The organism is Agrobacterium tumefaciens str. B6, from assembly GCF_001541315.1.
Classification (GTDB): Bacteria; Pseudomonadota; Alphaproteobacteria; order Rhizobiales; family Rhizobiaceae; genus Agrobacterium; species Agrobacterium radiobacter.
This window is the reverse complement of record NZ_LMVK01000012.1, coordinates 175207-190812: the sequence shown is the minus strand read 5'-3', so window position 1 is coordinate 190812 and position 15606 is coordinate 175207. Positions and strand designations below refer to the sequence as shown.

The window sequence follows — 15606 nt, the reverse complement described above, 5'->3', positions numbered from 1 at the left end:
CCTTGCGTCCGGTTTTTTTGCACCTATTGTGAGCCGGGTTTTAAACACAGATACCGGAACTTTCAGCCAATGTCCGCTTTTTCACGCCTTACACCACTTGCCGTCTCGCTTCCCTCCACCGTTCCCTTCGTCGGCCCCGAGGCCATCGAGCGGAACCGCGGTTTGAAGGTGGAGGCGCGAATCGGCGCAAACGAAAGCGGCTTCGGTCCCGCCCCTTCCGTGCTGCTGGCCATGCGCGATGCGGCAGCGGAAACCTGGATGTATAGCGATCCGGAAAATTTCGAGTTGAAGGAAGCGCTTGCCATTCACCACGGCGTTGCACGCGGCAATATTGCCATCGGCAGCGGGGTTGATGGCTTGCTGGGCGAGATCGCCAGGCTGATCGTCGAGCCGGGCACGCCCGTCGTCACCTCGTTTGGCGGCTATCCCACTTTCAATTACCATGTAAACGGTTTTGGCGGGAGACTCGTCACCACGCCCTATGTCGACGATCACGAAGACCTCGACGGTCTTCTCGACCTCGTTAATAGGGAAAATGCGCCGCTGGTCTATTTCGCCAATCCTGATAATCCGATGGGAAGCTGGTGGGAAGCGAGCGAGGTGGTTGCCTTTGCCCGCGCATTGCCGGAAACCTGCCTGCTCATTCTGGACGAAGCCTATTGCGAGACCGCGCCCGCGAGCGCCGTTCCGGCCATCGATGCGCTGATCGGCCAGCCGAACATCCTGCGCATGCGCACCTTCTCGAAAGCCTATGGACTCGCCGGCGCGCGCGTGGGTTACGCCATCGGCACGCTCGGCAATGTCGAAGCCTTCGACAAGATCCGCAACCATTTCGGCATGGCGCGCATTTCGGTCGCCGGCGCCTTGGCGGCGCTGAAGGACCAGGCCTATCTGCATGAAGTCGTTGGCAAAATCTCCGCGGCCCGCGAGCGGATTTCGGTAATCGCCCGCGAGAACGGCCTTTCACCGCTCCCCTCCGCCACCAATTTCGTCACCATCGATTGCCACCGCGATGGTGCTTACGCCCGCGCCATCGTCGATGGGTTGATGGAGCATGGTGTGTTCATCCGCATGCCGGGTGTTGCGCCGCTCAACCGCTGCATCCGCGTGAGCGTGGGGCCGGATGACAAGCTTGATCTTTTCGAACAGGCGCTGCCGAAGGTTCTCAAGGCGATCGGGTAAGTTCCCAACCAACCCTCATTCCTGTGCTCGTCACAGGAATGAGGGTTGGAAAGTCCGCACTTGCGCGCATCGATTCAACATCCTCCCGCAAACCCCTGCCCAGGAATCATTTTCCGGCAACGAGAGCTCACCAGACATAAGAAAACCGCGCCGGCCTTGTTCCTGCCGGTCGCGGTTTGATGTGTCAGCGCAAAAGCCCTTTTCAAAGCCCTCGCCGCGTTCCCCTTCGGGTTTACTTTCGTTTTGACCGGTCGTCGGGACTGGAGGGAACCGGACCGGAAATCTCAATAATGGCTTGGGTAAATCAGTGCATCGTCATCCAGTCGCGGGCGGCGCGCAGCGCTTCGGCGAGTTCCGATTTCGTCATGTTGCGGGCGAGATCAGCGCGCAGTGAAGCGGCTCTTTCCGATCCGCGGATCGCGGCGATGTTGAGCCATTTATGCGCTGCGATCAGATCCACCTTGCAGCCCCGGCCGGTCGCATAGACCAGGCCGAGATTGCAAAGAGTGTCGGCGCGGGTTTCGCCACCGGCAGCCATTTCGATATCGCTGATGTCAAAGCGTGCCATTGTTTTAATCCCTGTCTTTCTACCTGTTTCACCATTCGCCTTCTTGTCGAGGCTACCGTCCGGACCCGCCGTCTTTTGCGGCTTTTTTGTCCTTTCGTCCGGCAGGTTTTCCCTGCGCTTTTGATGAGTTCACTATGCCACGGGGCTTTCAACGGTCGCTTAAAAGGCATGATTAATGGGCCGCAAACAAACTGCAAACGATTGGTAAAATTGGGTTTTTGTTAAATATCACGAGCCGCGGAAATTAAGGACTTTGCGGCGAATTTTACGAAAACTTTAGAAATGGATTTAAACTCTTCCTTCACCACGATCAAAACAGCGGTTTTCGAATTCTCCCTTTTTCGCTCCTCCCGCTGCTGCAAATGCCGCGCCGCGGCCACAAATTTCTGTTTCCTTTTACGTGAACGTCAAATACTATCCGCGCTGCCCGTCATGAGGATGAAACGGGCAAAGGATATTGCGGTGTGAGGAGCAATCGTTGCGCCGCAGGGCGGCTTTGGGCCAGAAATGGTGCATTCGCATGCCAAATGGGTTTGATCTGCGCATCGCCTCTTCGGGCCTGTCCGGCCCAGGAAAGCCTGCGCGAATTTCGGGAGGAATTTTATGAAGCGTATGATGACGATTGCCGCCGCCCTCATGCTGAGCGGCAACCTTGCCTTTGCCGGCGAGGCGATCGAAGGCAATTGGAAGACGGCCAGCGGCGAAACCGCCGTGATCGGCCCCTGCGGCGGCGCCTTCTGCGTAACGCTGAAGACCGGCAAACACGCCGGAAAACAGATCGGCAAGCTTGCCGGCAAGGGAAACAGCTATTCCGGCGAAATCACCGATCCCGCCAATGACAAGACCTATAGCGGCTCCGGCACCGTTTCCGGCAACTCGCTGAGCATGAAGGGCTGCGTGCTGAAGGTTCTGTGCAAATCACAGACCTGGACACGGCTGTAATCGACAAGGCGGCGGGTGGGCTTTCTGTCCTCCCGCCTGCGGTCCCGCGCCTGACGGCGCGGTGCGCTGCCCAAGGATCGCGCCCGAAATTGCGGACAGACGCCGCATGGAAGCCATATATCCCTCGATGTATCGTTGCGCCCAACCCCAACGAGAGCGACGCATGCGCCCCACCTTTTCGACAATCCTGATCGCGGGCACCTCCCATGTCGGCAAAAGCACCCTTGCCGGCCTGCTGAGCGAAAGACTGCGCTGCGAGGCAATATCGACCGACAGTCTCGCCCGCCATCCGGGAAGGCCATGGCCGGGCATTCCGGCACCGGTGGAGGAATATTACGCACAGCTTTCAGCGGAAACGATCCACTGGTTTCTGAAGATACATCATCAAAACATCTGGCCGCTGATCCGCACGATGATCGACAGCAGGTCGGGCACCAACATTCCCACAATCTTCGAGGGCGCGGCCCTGCGGCCGGAATTGATATCGCCGCTGCTCGGCAGCACCGTCGCCGGTGTCTTTCTCCATGCCGGCAATGATTTTCTTCTCGAGAGAATGCGTTCTCACGCGCAATATGAAGATGCGACAGCCGACAGGCGGCGGATCATGGACGCTTTCATCGAGCGTTCGTTGCGGGAAAACACCGACATGCTGGCATCCGCGCAGGAACACCATGTACCGGTTGTCGATGTGACCCAGCCTCAGGCATTCGAGACCCTGCTGACCGATCTTGCGGCACGCGCGGAGGCCCCTCTGTCCTGATCGAAAAGCGGGTGGTGCGAGATGCCCAGCGCCATTGCGACGCCAATCCACCATGTCACCACCCGTTAACATCCCTGAACACCATATGAACCGGGGTCTCAGGGTCCGTTCAGTCCGAGTGTGGCAAAACTCTGTCCATCAACTCCAATAAAGGGGAATGGACATGGCAAAGCTGATCAGCCGACTGGCAATCTTCGCGTTTCTCATGGCGATCTTCGCCATGTCCTTCGCCTCGCTCGTCGTTAATCCGAACCGCAGTTTCCAGCGTGTGAATGCCGGTGCGGCAATTGCCTGCCAGCACAGCCCCTCGCCCGCCGCCAATTGCCCCGTCGTACTTTGAGGACCGGCCGATGACGACTAGTTTTTCCAACGGCCTGTTTTCCGCACTGAGACTGGTGCTCATGGCCTCGATCTTTCTTGGTCCGGTGGCCGGACTTGCGGTTTACAAGGCCGATCCCCGCCCCGCCTCCAAGGGCGCCGGTTTCGTGCTCCTGATGAGCCTTCAGCGCGGCGCGCTCGGCTGAGTTTCCGCCGCCCCAATATTGCTCCAGCCGCTTTTTCCGTTTCTTTTCAGTTTCTTCGTATTTCTGTCGCTTGCCTGTCGAATTTGGCCTCTTATAATGGGCCATGACAATAGCAAAACGAACGATTCCGCCCTTCACCTTCATCAGCCCCGAGCCTTTCGCGCCGCAGACATTCACGGACCCGAAAGAAGCTGTGGCGGCTTTGACCGCGCTTTACGAACGCAATACGGCGTTCCTCATCAACTCCTTCACCGACCTTGCCAAGGGCGCGCCGATCACCGGCCGTTACCGCGCCTGCTATCCGCAGGTCAGCCTGGAGACCGCCCCCTTCGGCCATGTCGATTCGCGTCTCTCCTACGGCCATGTCACCGCCCCCGGCGTCTATACGACGACAATCACCCGGCCGGAGCTTTTCCGCCATTACCTGAAAGAGCAGCTGGGGCTTCTGATGAAGAACCACGGCGTTCCGGTGACGGTTGCTGAATCGGCCACGCCCATTCCGCTGCATTTCGCCTTCGGCGAAGGCGCTTATGTCGAAGCGGCGGCGGCATCCTCGCTCTCCGACGTGCCATTGCGCGATCTTTTCGATACGCCCGATCTCAACAATACCGACGATCTCATCGCCAATGGCGAATATGATCAGGTGCCCGGCGAACCCGCGCCGCTCGCACCCTTTACCGCACAGCGCATCGATTATTCGCTGGCCCGCCTCAGCCATTATACGGCAACCAGCGCCAGCCATTTCCAGAACTTCGTGCTGTTCACCAACTACCAGTTCTATATCGATGAATTCGCCGCATGGGCGCGGCAGATGATGAAGAATGGCGGCGAAGGCTACACGGCCTTCGTGGAGCCGGGCAACATCATCACCCCTGCCGGCTCCGACAAGCCGGAAACGGACGCCGTTCTCGGCCGCCTGCCGCAGATGCCTGCCTATCACCTGAAGAAGAAGGGCCATGCCGGCATCACGCTCGTCAATATCGGCGTCGGTCCCTCCAATGCCAAGACGATCACTGACCATATCGCCGTGCTGCGCCCGCATGCCTGGTTGATGGTCGGCCATTGCGCCGGCCTGCGCAACAGCCAGCGGCTTGGCGATTATGTTCTGGCGCATGCCTATGTGCGCGAGGACCATGTGCTTGACGACGACCTGCCGGTCTGGGTGCCGATCCCGGCGCTTGCCGAAGTGCAGCTGGCGCTGGAAGGCGCGGTCGCCGAAGTCACCGGTTACGAGGGCTTCGAGCTGAAGCGCATCATGCGCACCGGCACCGTCGCCACGATCGACAACCGCAACTGGGAGCTTCGCGATCAGGCCGGCCCGGTCAAGCGCCTGTCGCAATCGCGCGCCATCGCGCTCGACATGGAATCGGCCACCATCGCGGCGAACGGTTTCCGCTTCCGCGTGCCCTACGGCACCCTGCTCTGCGTCTCCGACAAGCCGCTGCATGGGGAATTGAAACTACCGGGCATGGCGACGGAGTTTTACCGCACACAGGTCGCCCAGCATCTGCAGATCGGCATTCGCGCTGTGCAGAAGCTTGCGGCGATGCCGACGGAAACGCTGCATTCGCGCAAGCTTCGAAGCTTTTACGAGACGGCGTTTCAGTAAGATCGCACATCTTCGCCCTCAAGGTGGTGATGTCTGTTCATACACCTTGAGGCCGTGCGATGCGTGTGACTATCGACCTTGATGACGACTTGATGGCCGAGGCCATGGAAATCACCGGATTGTCCACCGTCGAGGCGACGGTTGGACGGATTTGCGGGTACACCGACAGAGACGTGCGCTTGAGGCACTGCGGAGGATCGGCTGGGAAGGCAAACTCGATGGATCCGAGATGGCTCGGGCAAGGACGACGTCGAGTGTGAGGGATGCTTTAACAGTCTGCCCACACAGACTGAATGAAGGCGACGTGTGCCTTTAAACCACCTTCACCGTCCCCTCCACACGCACGGGGAAATTCACCGATCTGGCGATAAAACATTTCTCATGCGCGTCATGGTGCAATTCGTCGGCTCTCGTGGGATCCCCCTTCGAAATGGTGATCACCGGCTTCAGCACCACCTCGCTGAATTGTCCGGCGCCGTCCTTTTCCATCAACAGCGTGCCTTCGGCATTGTCGACATAGTCTTCGACGATGATGCCGTTGACGGAGCAGAAATGCAGGTACCAGAGCTTGTGGCAGGCCGAGAGTGAGGCGACGAGCAGGTCTTCCGGGTTCCAACGGGAGGCATCGCCGCGGAAGGCAGGGTCGGAGGAGCCGGCGATATCGGCTTTTCCCGAGGTGGAAATCGTATAGTCGCGTTCATAGTCGCGGTAGCCGGACGTCCCCTTGCCGCGATTGCCCGTCCATTTCACCTGAACGGCGTAATGATGTTCCTGTCCTGCCATGCAATTACTCCTCCCTTATCGTATCACGCAGGTGGTCGAGCCCCTTGCGCAGCGTCTCGATGATCTCATCCACTTCCGAACGGCTGATTGTCAGCGCCGGCGAGGCCAGCATGCGGTCTCCCGTGGCGCGCATGACGAGGCCGTTTGCCAGGCAATGGTTGCGCACCGCGGTTCCGATATCGTCGGGCTTCGCAAAACGTTTGCGTGTCGCCTTGTCGGCCGTTATCTGCAAGCCGCCCATCAGGCCGACATTGACAGCCTCGCCCACCAGTTCGTGGTCCTCAAGGCTTTTCCAGCCTTGCGAAAAATACGGGCCGATATCGTCGCGCACCCGCTCCACCAGCCCTTCGGTCTCGATGATGCGGAGATTTTCAAGCGCTGCGGCGGCGCAGACGGGGTGGCCGGAATAGGTGAAACCATGATTGAAGTCACCGACCTCAGACAACATCACGTCCGCCACCCGATCCGAGACGATGACGCCGCCTATCGGCAGATAACCTGATGACAGGCCCTTGGCGACGGGCGCGAAATCCGGCTCCACACCGAAATGCTGATAGCCGAACCAGGAGCCGAGACGGCCGAAACCGCAGATCACCTCATCGGATACGAGCAGGATGTTGCGCGCCTTGCAGATACGGGCGATTTCCGGCCAATAGGTTTCCGGCGGCACGATGACGCCGCCGGCGCCCTGAATGGGTTCGGCCACAAAAGCGGCAACGTTTTCCTCACCGAGCTCGTCGATCTTCGCTTCGAGTTCCCGGGCCACCCTCAGGCCGAATTCGGCAGGTGAAAGATCGCCACCCTCGGCGTACCAATAGGGCTGGCCGATATGGGCGATACCCTCGATCGGCAGGTTACCCTGCTCGTGCATCCATTTCATGCCGCCGAGCGAGGCACCGGCCACCGTCGAGCCGTGATAGCCATTGCGCCTTGCAATCACCTTGGTCTTCGTCGGATGGCCGAGCGCCTTCCAGTAGACCCGCGCCATGCGGAACCAGGTATCGGTCGCTTCCGATCCGGAATTGGTGAAGAACACATGGTTCATGTCAGGTCCGGCGCGGGAGGCGATTTTCTGCGCCAGAAGTGTCGCCGGCGGCGTGGTGGTGCCGAAAAACGCGTTGTAATAGGGCAACTCGTTCATCTGGCGCTGCACGACATCGGCGATCTCGCGGCGGCCATATCCGATATTCACGCACCAGAGGCCGGCAAAGGCGTCGAGATATTTCTTGCCGGTGCTGTCATAGATGAACACCCCTTCCGCGCGCTCGATGATGCGGGTGCCGGCGGCATTCAGCTTGCCCATATCGGAAAAGGGATGAAGGTGATGGGCGGCATCGATGGCGGCGAGGTTGGACAGCGGCTTGGAGATTTCATTCATGACAGATCGCACTCCCATAAAGGCAACGGCGCTCACGCCACCGCGCCCGCCGAACATGGCCGGGCGGATTCGATTTGGCAAGGCTGGCGTTTTTTAGGGGAGCGCATGGAACGAGCGGTTGCCGCTAGTTTCTTCTTCCCGCCGCGGAGAAGGTGGCCCGAAGGGTCGGATGAGGGGGTACCGTTGCCGGACTTCGGAGACCTCGCCCCCTCATCCCGCTGCCGCGGACTTCTCCCCCTCGGGGAGAAGAAACAAGGGGTAATCGCCCAATTCACAGGCGGTTGCACTATGCGAAAAACGCCCGCCCCACCAGCACCTTCAATTCGCCCGCATGAACTTTCAGCGCCACATCGCGCTCCATCGGCAGCAACTCGCCATCGATGACGCAACGCAGGTCATGGCGCTTCTTCGGGAAATGCAGTTCCACATCCGTCACGGTCATGGCGATGACGGCGGCGTTTTCCTTCAGCCTGCCGCGCAGAATGTCGAAAGCGAGTTTCGCAACGCCGGAGGGACGCAGCGGATCGGCAAGATAAAAGCCGAGATGGCCGCCCGAGACATTATCCGCCACCATCAGCGAGCTCTGGCCGAACTCGTTGTTGGAGACGGAAATGGCCGAGACCTTGCGATGCTGCGTCCTGCCATTGACGGTATATTGCACCTCGAACACCGGCGGATTGAGAATGACGTTGATGGCGGCGCGGATGCTCGCCTTGATCTTGCCAAGACGGGAGGCGAAAGCGAGATTGTTGCGGTAGCGCACCATGCGCGAATGCAGACCTGCGGAAAACTGGTGGACGAAGAGGCGGCCATTGGCGCTGGCGATGTCGACACTGGCAATCTCGCCACTCGCCAGCGTTTCCAGCGCCTGGCGGATATCGAGCGGCAGCTTCAGCGAGCGGGCGAAGAGGTTCATGGTGCCGGCCGGAACGATGCCGAGCGCGATGCCGTGCTTCCAGGCGATGGCCGCTGCTGCGGAAATCGTGCCGTCGCCGCCGCCGGCAATGATGGCTTCAATGCCCGGTTCATCGGCGGCGCGTTCCATTTCCTCGACGATATCTTTTCCGGAGACCAGACGGCAATCGATCGTGTGGCCGGCACGGGTGAAAACGTCGCGGGCGTGTTCGCAATAGGCTTCCATGTCAGTGGTACGAAAAGTGCCGCCGTCGCGATTGAAAATTGCAATGAGCTTCATGTTTCCAACCCGATCCAGTAGCGCAGCCGCGCGTAAATGCCTGTCGTCATATAGAGTTCCGAACACCATCGCGTGAAGATGCTCTTTTGCCGAGAATCGCTCTACCGCAACGCATCATTTCATGTTAGGGATCACTTAAGGTCATTTTCATGACCGCGCATCTCCAGTCAGGGCAGACCGCTCCCATACGGTCTTGCCCTTTTTTCTGTGGGCCCTTCCCGTTTTTCAGGTCACGATGAGCCAGTCGAATATTTCCGAAGCCCGCCTTGGCGCGGAGAATGAAACCGTTTACACGGCAGCGCCAGCCGTGGCCCTCTCCCCGCTTGCCATCGCACTTATCGAACTGGCGCTTGCCGCCGGCGGCTTCGGCATCGGCACCGGTGAATTCGCCATCATGGGCCTTTTGCCTGACGTTGCCACCACCTATGGCGTCACCGTTCCGCAGGCGGGTTACGTCATCACCGCCTATGCGCTCGGCGTCGTCATCGGCGCGCCGATCATTGCGGTGCTTGCCGCGCGCATAACGCGTCGTACCCTGCTTCTCGGCCTGATGGGGCTTTTTGCGGTCGGCAATATCCTGAGCGCCCTTGCACCTGATTTCCTGAGCTTCACCGTCCTGCGCTTCATCCCCGGCCTGCCGCATGGCGCTTATTTCGGCGTTGCGGCGCTGGTGGCGGCCTCCATGGCGCCCATCCACAAGCGCGCCCGCGCCGTTGGCCGCGTGATGCTCGGCCTCACCATCGCCACCCTGCTCGGCACCCCGCTTGCCACCTTCTTCGGCCAGCTTCTGTCCTGGCGCGCGGCCTTCATGCTGGTCGGCGGCATCGGGCTGTTGACGGTCGCCCTTCTCTGGCTGTTCCAGCCGCGTGACAGGGTGGAAGAAGGCGCCAGCGTGTGGCGCGAACTTGGCGCTTTCCGGCGCGTGCAGGTGTGGCTGACGCTTGCCATCGCCGCCGTCGGTTTCGGCGGCATGTTCTCTGTGTTCAGCTATATCGCCAAGACCACCACCGATGTGGCGATGATGCCGGTTTCCACCGTTTCCATGGTGCTGGCGCTGTTCGGCATCGGCATGAATGTCGGCAATGTCGTCGGCTCGCGGCTGGCGGATATCTCGCTCAACGGCACGATTGGCGGCATGCTGGCCTTCAACGTGCTTGTCATGACCGTGTTTGGCATGACGGCGGACAATCCATTCATGCTCTGCCTCTGCGTCTTCCTGATCGGCTGTGGTTTCGCAGCCTGCCCGGCCGTGCAGACCCGGCTGATGGATGTGGCGCAGGATGCGCAGACGTTGGCTGCCGCCTCCAACCATTCCGCCTTCAACATCGCCAATGCGCTCGGTGCCTGGCTTGGCGGCCTCGTCATCGCCATGGGTTTTGGTTACGCCTCGACGGGTTATGTCGGTGCGGTTCTCTCCCTTCTCGGGCTTGGCGTTTTCCTCGTTTCCGTCACCGTCGAGCGGCGCGCAAAAGCCTGCTGAATGCCGGTTTTTGAGCCGCTTGAATGCCCCTTCCGGCACCCGCCCGGAACCTTACGGAAATTTCACAATAGGCCTGCTTGACTCTTTTTCGTTTCAGGCGCAACACGGCTTTACGCACGGGCCGTGACCCGGAACTGTGCGGATTTCAACGGAGCATCATTAGATGTCTAGCGACAGTAGTAGTCGATTGCCTTTGCCGAAAGCGGCGAACGGGAACTGATCCGACCTCTGTCGGCTCACCACCGCGTTCGCCGTAATCGGCGAATCGACGGAAAGGTGAGCAATCATGAACTTCCACACTCTCTCCCAGAGAGCCAGCAAGGCCGCACGTCTTCTCCGCAGCGGAAATGCCGGTTCCACCACCATCGCAGAACGTGTCGAGCACCTCAACACGCTTGATACCGACGCAGCCGTAGCTGCCCTGCTTGCCATGCCGCAGGCAAAGGCCGTTGCCATTCTCGACCGGCCGGAACTGCATGACGCAGCCGCCATCATTGCCGGCATTCCGCTCGAACAGGCCGCCCGTTTCGTCAATCTCATGTCCGACGACCGCGTCGCCGACGTCATGGCGGAAATGGAAGAAGAGCCCCGCGCCAAGCTGTTTGCCCGGCTGGACCGCACCACGGCGCTCTCCATCCAGCATCTGATGGGCTATCCGCCGCGCACCGCCGGCTCCATCATGACCACGGAATTCGTCAGCGTGCCCGACAGCTGGACGGTGGAACAGACCCTTTCGCACATCCGCGTCGTCGAGCGGTCGCGTGAAACGGTCTATGCCATCTATGTGCTGGCGCAGGACGGGACACTCTCCACGGTGGTGACGCTGCGTCGCCTGCTGACCGGCGAACCGGGCGCTTCCATCCTCTCCGTCGCTTCGAAGGAGGGCATTGCCTATGCGAGCCCCCTGATGTCGCAGGAGGATGTCGCCCGGCTGATCCGCAAGCACGACCTCCTGGCCCTTCCCGTTGTCGATGACCATTCGCATATCCTCGGCATCGTCACCGTTGACGACGTGATCGACACCATGATCGCCGACACCACGGAAGACGCCCACAAATTCGGTGGTATGGAAGCGCTCGGCAAGCCCTATATGACGATCGGTTTTCCGGACATGATCCGCAAGCGCGCCGGCTGGCTCGCAGCCCTGTTCCTCGGTGAAATGCTGACGGCCAGCGCCATGCAGCATTTCGAGGGCGAACTGGAAAAGGCCGTGGTGCTGACGCTGTTCATTCCGCTCATCATGTCGTCAGGCGGCAACTCCGGTTCGCAGGCCACCTCGCTCATCATCCGGGCGCTGGCGCTCGGCGAACTGAAGCTTTCGGACTGGTGGCGCGTGCTGCTGCGCGAAATCCCGACGGGCCTGACGCTCGGCTGCATTCTGGGCGCCATTGGCTTCCTGCGTCTGACGGTCTGGCAGCAGGCAGGTTTCTACGATTACGGCGAACACTGGCTGCTGGTCGGTGCAACCGTTTTCGCGGCGCTTGTCGGCATCGTCACCTTCGGTTCGCTGGCCGGTTCCATGCTGCCCTTCATCCTGCAGCGCCTGCGGCTCGACCCCGCCAGCGCCTCTGCCCCCTTCGTCGCCACGCTGGTGGATGTCACCGGCCTTATCATCTACTTCTCGGTGGCGCTGGCGATCCTCAGCGGCACATTGCTCTAAAGACAAAAGGCCCGTTCGAAAGAGCGGGCCTTTTCATTTGCGATGGGAAAAAGCGAGAAGCCCTGCCCTCAGCCGCCGGCATTGATGACGCCCGTTCCCAGTAGGGCGAGCAGGATGAAACCGATGACCACGCGGTACCAGACAAAGGGCATGTAGCTCTTGGTCGAGACCAGCTTGAGGAAAACCACGATCACGGCGTAACCGACCACGAAGGCGATGAGGGTCGCAAGCCCGGTCTGCCCCCAGCCGACCGGATTGTCCTCACCGATGCTCTTGAAGAGCTGGTAGAAGCCGGAGCCGAAGACGGCGGGAACGGCGAGCAGGAAGGAATAACGCGCCGCCGCCTCGCGGGTGTAGCCCAGAAGCAGGCCGGCGCTGATGGTGCCGCCCGAACGCGAAACACCGGGGATGAGCGCCATGGCCTGCGCGAAACCGAACAGGATGCCATCGCGCCAGATCAGCTGGTTGAGCTTGTAACGCTTCTCCCCGATCCTGTCGGCAAGACCGAGAACGATGCCAAAGACGATCAACATCACAGCGGTGATATAGAGGTTGCGCAGCGAATGTTCGATGGCATCCTTGAAGAACAGGCCCAGAAACACGATCGGCACCGAACCGACGATGATCAGCCAGCCCAGCCGGGCATCAGCCTTGTTATATTCGCCAAGGCGCAGGTTCTGCCGCAGCCAGGCAGCTGCAATCCGCATGATATCGGACCAGAAATAGACCAGCACCGCCATTTCCGTGCCGATCTGGGTAATTGCGGTGAAGGCGGCCCCGGGATCCGCGCCGGAGGGCAGGAACTCCCCGGCAATCCTCAGATGCGCGCTTGAAGAAATCGGAAGAAACTCCGTAAGTCCTTGCAAAAGGCCGAGAAATCCGGCCTCCATCCAACCCATGCTCATGTGCTTTGATGTCCCTGCTGCGAATCGAGTTTGCAGCATTATGCATCAATCGGGGCAAATCCGTGTTGCATCGCACCATGAAAAATGGCCCTCACGGGACGTGCTTTTACCCGTGATTTCTCTCAGGCCGCCTTCTCCGCAGCCTGCGGAAGCTGGGTGTATTTCGCGCCGTTCTTGCAGACGACATGGGCGTCCCCCCAGCTTTTCAGCGCCGAGATGACCGGCCGCATCGTCTCGCCAAGCGGCGTCAGCGCATAATCCACCCGCGGCGGCACCACCGGGAAGACGGTGCGCGAAATCAGGCCCGCTTCCTCCAGTTCCCGCAGCTGCTTGGTCAGCATGCGCTGGGTGACGCTGGGAATATGGCGGCGCAGCTCGTTGAAGCGCAGCGTGCCTTCATTGATGAGGTGATAAAGGATCACGCCCTTCCATTTGCCGTCGAGAAAACTCAGGGTCGATTCCACCGGGCAGCCGGGAAAGTTGCCGGTGAGCTTGGCGCGCGGTCGCGACATCACAGTATCCTTTTTGTATGTATCATCACAAAATGTGCATTCTTGCGATCAGCGTTCATATGTATCAAGTAAGAGGCACGCAAACAAGCAAAGGAGACTGTTCATGCGCGCCATCGGTTACAGGACCAGCCAGCCCATCACGGCGAAAGACGCCCTCATCGATATCGACCTGCCCCAGCCGGAAGCGAAAGGGCACGACATTCTGGTGGAAGTGAAGGCCGTTTCGGTAAACCCCGTCGACACCAAGGTGCGCCGCAACCAGACGCCGGAAAACGGCGAACCGCGCGTGCTCGGCTTCGATGCTGCCGGCGTGGTGAAGACCGTCGGCGACAAGGTCTCGCTGTTCAAGCCCGGCGACGAGGTATTCTACGCCGGTGTCATCAACCGCCCCGGCTCCAACAGCGAATTCCATCTCGTCGATGAGCGCATTGTCGGAACAAAGCCCAAATCATTGAATTTCGAGGAAGCGGCCGCCCTGCCGCTGACCGCGATCACCGCTTATGAGACGCTGTTCGACCGGCTGCGGGTGAAGGAACCGGTTCCGGGCGCAGCCAATGCCGTTCTGGTCATCGGCGGCGCTGGTGGCGTCGGCTCCATCGCCGTCCAGCTTCTGCGGGCGCTAACCGACCTCACCGTCATCGCCACCGCTTCGCGGCCGGAAACGATTGCCTGGGTGAAAGAACTCGGCGCGCATCACGTCATCGATCACAGCAAGCCGATCGCGCCGCAGGTGGAAGCGCTCGGGCTCGGTGCGCCGGGCTTCGTCTTTTCCACCACCCATAGCGACATTCATGCCGCCGACAGTGTGGCGACCATCGCGCCGCAGGGCCGTTTCGCGCTGATCGACGATCCGGCCGGCGGTTTCGACGTCATGGCCTTCAAGCGCAAATGCGTATCGATCCATTGGGAAATGATGTTCGCCCGCGCCGTCTTCCAGACGCCTGACATGATCGAGCAGCACCGGCTGCTCAACCACGTGGCCGAGCTTGTCGATGCCGGCAAGATCAAGACGACGCTGACCGAGGTTTTCGGCACCATCACTGCCGCAAATCTCATCAAGGCGCACGCGCTGATCGAAAGCAACAAGGCCAAGGGCAAGATCGTGCTTTCGGGCTTCTGATCAGCAACGAGGCGTCCGCATCGCGGGCGCTTCTCTCCGCTTACGGATGTATTTGGGCCGTGCGCAAAACCGCGCGGCCATTCCTGTCAATCGTCGTCCGGGTCTTCCGGGCACGGCCAGGAGGCCGGCGCGGTGAGGCCGTTCGGCAATTTGGTCTTGGCGTCACCACAGGCAATATCGATCTGTTTCTGGTCAAGCCCGGTGGCCGTGGAAAGATCGACCCCTTCAATCCGGGTCAGGAGCAGGAAGGCGCTTGTGAAATCCACCGGGCCGCCAAGCTTCGCGCCGCCGAAGCGGGCGCGTGACAGGTTGGTGAGCGAGAATTTCGAGCCGTTCAGCGTCGCACCCTCAAAATCAGCACGGCCGAGTTCAGCCTTGGTGAAATCCGTGCCGTCCAGCTTGGTGTTTTCGAATTTGGTCCGCTGCATTTCGGCATTGACGAATTTGGCATTGGTGGCGTCGGCGGCGGAAAAATCGCTGCGATAAGCTTCCACCTTGGTCAGGTTGGCGCCCTGAAGGTTCGCCTCGCCAAGGGCGGTACGGATGAGCTTGGCCTTTTCGAGATTGGCGCCCTTCAGCGAAGAACCGCGCAGATCCGTATAGGTGAAATCCGTGCCGTAGAGCATCGCCGAATCGGGATTGCTGCCGCCCAGCATCAGCAGACGCTTGTTGCATTCGCGCCAGTCGATGCCGGCCATGGCATCGGTACGGCAGCTTGCGGCCACCAGCGGGCCGCCGCTGAAAGAAACGGCAATCATCGCAAGCGCCGCCACACCGGCAACGCACCCTGTCTTCCGCACGATATTCAGCCTTTGAAAGCCGGACATTCTTTCACTCCCTGTCGTCTTGCGACGGCACCTAGGACCATATGCACGTTCAAGGCGTTACCGCATCGCTGAACCACAATCCACGGGCCACGCGACCATGCAACACCCCAACATCCTATATGTAAGAAATCGAAGAGCAATCCACAAATACTGACGGGGGA

The 15606-nt window shown here is 60.2% G+C and carries 17 protein-coding genes; 10 read left to right on the top strand and 7 right to left on the bottom strand.

Annotation, left to right across the window (positions count from 1 at the left end; genetic code table 11):
• The first annotated feature begins 69 nt into the window (after positions 1 to 69).
• Positions 70 to 1182: a pyridoxal phosphate-dependent aminotransferase gene (locus tag ASB65_RS11080; protein ID WP_060723988.1), complete on the top strand. Its 1113-nt coding sequence runs from the start codon at positions 70 to 72 to the stop codon at positions 1180 to 1182.
• Between the two features lie 304 nt (positions 1183 to 1486).
• Here the strand turns inward: ASB65_RS11080 and ASB65_RS11075 are convergent, their stop codons facing one another.
• Entirely contained in the window at positions 1487 to 1750 is a 264-nt protein-coding gene (locus tag ASB65_RS11075; protein ID WP_003509974.1) for a sel1 repeat family protein, read from the bottom strand.
• Between the two features lie 603 nt (positions 1751 to 2353).
• Between ASB65_RS11075 and ASB65_RS11070 the strand changes: the two genes are divergently transcribed.
• From ASB65_RS11070 to ASB65_RS11050, 6 genes are all read left to right on the top strand, one after another.
• Positions 2354 to 2692, top strand: coding sequence for a DUF2147 domain-containing protein (locus ASB65_RS11070; protein WP_003509976.1), 339 nt, complete (start codon positions 2354 to 2356; stop codon positions 2690 to 2692).
• A gap of 163 nt (positions 2693 to 2855) precedes the next feature.
• Complete coding sequence (locus tag ASB65_RS11065; protein WP_060723987.1) at positions 2856 to 3452, top strand: hypothetical protein; 597 nt, start codon at positions 2856 to 2858, stop codon at positions 3450 to 3452.
• A 157-nt stretch (positions 3453 to 3609) separates the two neighbouring features.
• Positions 3610 to 3792: a hypothetical protein gene (locus ASB65_RS28500; RefSeq protein ID WP_020809511.1), complete on the top strand. Its 183-nt coding sequence runs from the start codon at positions 3610 to 3612 to the stop codon at positions 3790 to 3792.
• Positions 3793 to 3802: 10 nt separating this feature from the next.
• Entirely contained in the window at positions 3803 to 3976 is a 174-nt protein-coding gene (locus ASB65_RS28700) for a hypothetical protein (RefSeq protein ID WP_003509979.1), read from the top strand.
• 103 nt (positions 3977 to 4079) lie between these two features.
• Entirely contained in the window at positions 4080 to 5585 is a 1506-nt protein-coding gene (gene amn, locus ASB65_RS11055) for an AMP nucleosidase (protein WP_060723986.1), read from the top strand.
• Between the two features lie 59 nt (positions 5586 to 5644).
• Positions 5645 to 5845 carry a type II toxin-antitoxin system VapB family antitoxin gene (locus tag ASB65_RS11050; RefSeq protein WP_373426348.1) on the top strand — a complete coding sequence of 67 codons (201 nt, stop codon included), beginning with the start codon at positions 5645 to 5647 and terminating at the stop codon, positions 5843 to 5845.
• Between the two features lie 52 nt (positions 5846 to 5897).
• Here the strand turns inward: ASB65_RS11050 and ASB65_RS11045 are convergent, their stop codons facing one another.
• From ASB65_RS11045 to ASB65_RS11035, 3 genes are all read right to left on the bottom strand, one after another.
• The gene (locus ASB65_RS11045; protein ID WP_003509984.1) at positions 5898 to 6368 is read right to left on the bottom strand and encodes an OsmC family protein; all 471 of its coding nucleotides are present in this window, start codon (positions 6366 to 6368) and stop codon (positions 5898 to 5900) included.
• Between the two features lie 4 nt (positions 6369 to 6372).
• A complete protein-coding gene (locus ASB65_RS11040; RefSeq protein ID WP_060724190.1) occupies positions 6373 to 7746 on the bottom strand; it encodes an aspartate aminotransferase family protein in 1374 nt (457 codons plus the stop codon).
• A gap of 286 nt (positions 7747 to 8032) precedes the next feature.
• Positions 8033 to 8941: a diacylglycerol/lipid kinase family protein gene (locus tag ASB65_RS11035; RefSeq protein ID WP_060723985.1), complete on the bottom strand. Its 909-nt coding sequence runs from the start codon at positions 8939 to 8941 to the stop codon at positions 8033 to 8035.
• A 235-nt stretch (positions 8942 to 9176) separates the two neighbouring features.
• Here ASB65_RS11035 and ASB65_RS11030 point away from each other — a divergent pair, with 235 nt between their 5' ends.
• Both ASB65_RS11030 and mgtE read left to right on the top strand, forming a co-directional pair.
• The gene (locus ASB65_RS11030) at positions 9177 to 10421 is read left to right on the top strand and encodes an MFS transporter (RefSeq protein ID WP_060724189.1); all 1245 of its coding nucleotides are present in this window, start codon (positions 9177 to 9179) and stop codon (positions 10419 to 10421) included.
• Between the two features lie 286 nt (positions 10422 to 10707).
• A complete protein-coding gene (gene mgtE, locus ASB65_RS11025) occupies positions 10708 to 12081 on the top strand; it encodes a magnesium transporter (protein WP_020809600.1) in 1374 nt (457 codons plus the stop codon).
• 68 nt (positions 12082 to 12149) lie between these two features.
• Here mgtE and ASB65_RS11020 read toward each other — a convergent pair whose 3' ends face one another.
• On the bottom strand, positions 12150 to 12986 hold the full coding sequence (locus ASB65_RS11020; protein ID WP_003509996.1) for an undecaprenyl-diphosphate phosphatase: 837 nt from the start codon (positions 12984 to 12986) through the stop codon (positions 12150 to 12152).
• A gap of 122 nt (positions 12987 to 13108) precedes the next feature.
• On the bottom strand, positions 13109 to 13498 hold the full coding sequence (locus ASB65_RS11015; RefSeq protein WP_003509998.1) for a winged helix-turn-helix transcriptional regulator: 390 nt from the start codon (positions 13496 to 13498) through the stop codon (positions 13109 to 13111).
• A 103-nt stretch (positions 13499 to 13601) separates the two neighbouring features.
• On the opposite strand from ASB65_RS11015, the gene ASB65_RS11010 reads away from it, so the two are divergent.
• Entirely contained in the window at positions 13602 to 14618 is a 1017-nt protein-coding gene (locus ASB65_RS11010; RefSeq protein WP_060723984.1) for a zinc-binding alcohol dehydrogenase family protein, read from the top strand.
• Positions 14619 to 14704: 86 nt separating this feature from the next.
• Here the strand turns inward: ASB65_RS11010 and ASB65_RS11005 are convergent, their stop codons facing one another.
• Positions 14705 to 15445 (bottom strand): pentapeptide repeat-containing protein, encoded by a 741-nt coding sequence (locus ASB65_RS11005; RefSeq protein ID WP_060723983.1) that lies wholly within the window; start codon positions 15443 to 15445, stop codon positions 14705 to 14707.
• Positions 15446 to 15606 lie beyond the last annotated feature (161 nt).

Coding starts and splice junctions, on each gene's coding strand:
- ASB65_RS11080 (WP_060723988.1), top strand. CDS start 70: ATGTCCGCTTTTTCACGCCTTACACCACTTGCCGTCTCGCTTCCCTCC.
- ASB65_RS11075 (WP_003509974.1), bottom strand. CDS start 1,750: ATGGCACGCTTTGACATCAGCGATATCGAAATGGCTGCCGGTGGCGAA.
- ASB65_RS11070 (WP_003509976.1), top strand. CDS start 2,354: ATGAAGCGTATGATGACGATTGCCGCCGCCCTCATGCTGAGCGGCAAC.
- ASB65_RS11065 (WP_060723987.1), top strand. CDS start 2,856: ATGCGCCCCACCTTTTCGACAATCCTGATCGCGGGCACCTCCCATGTC.
- ASB65_RS28500 (WP_020809511.1), top strand. CDS start 3,610: ATGGACATGGCAAAGCTGATCAGCCGACTGGCAATCTTCGCGTTTCTC.
- ASB65_RS28700 (WP_003509979.1), top strand. CDS start 3,803: ATGACGACTAGTTTTTCCAACGGCCTGTTTTCCGCACTGAGACTGGTG.
- amn (WP_060723986.1), top strand. CDS start 4,080: ATGACAATAGCAAAACGAACGATTCCGCCCTTCACCTTCATCAGCCCC.
- ASB65_RS11050 (WP_373426348.1), top strand. CDS start 5,645: ATGCGTGTGACTATCGACCTTGATGACGACTTGATGGCCGAGGCCATG.
- ASB65_RS11045 (WP_003509984.1), bottom strand. CDS start 6,368: ATGGCAGGACAGGAACATCATTACGCCGTTCAGGTGAAATGGACGGGC.
- ASB65_RS11040 (WP_060724190.1), bottom strand. CDS start 7,746: ATGAATGAAATCTCCAAGCCGCTGTCCAACCTCGCCGCCATCGATGCC.
- ASB65_RS11035 (WP_060723985.1), bottom strand. CDS start 8,941: ATGAAGCTCATTGCAATTTTCAATCGCGACGGCGGCACTTTTCGTACC.
- ASB65_RS11030 (WP_060724189.1), top strand. CDS start 9,177: ATGAGCCAGTCGAATATTTCCGAAGCCCGCCTTGGCGCGGAGAATGAA.
- mgtE (WP_020809600.1), top strand. CDS start 10,708: ATGAACTTCCACACTCTCTCCCAGAGAGCCAGCAAGGCCGCACGTCTT.
- ASB65_RS11020 (WP_003509996.1), bottom strand. CDS start 12,986: ATGAGCATGGGTTGGATGGAGGCCGGATTTCTCGGCCTTTTGCAAGGA.
- ASB65_RS11015 (WP_003509998.1), bottom strand. CDS start 13,498: ATGTCGCGACCGCGCGCCAAGCTCACCGGCAACTTTCCCGGCTGCCCG.
- ASB65_RS11010 (WP_060723984.1), top strand. CDS start 13,602: ATGCGCGCCATCGGTTACAGGACCAGCCAGCCCATCACGGCGAAAGAC.
- ASB65_RS11005 (WP_060723983.1), bottom strand. CDS start 15,445: ATGTCCGGCTTTCAAAGGCTGAATATCGTGCGGAAGACAGGGTGCGTT.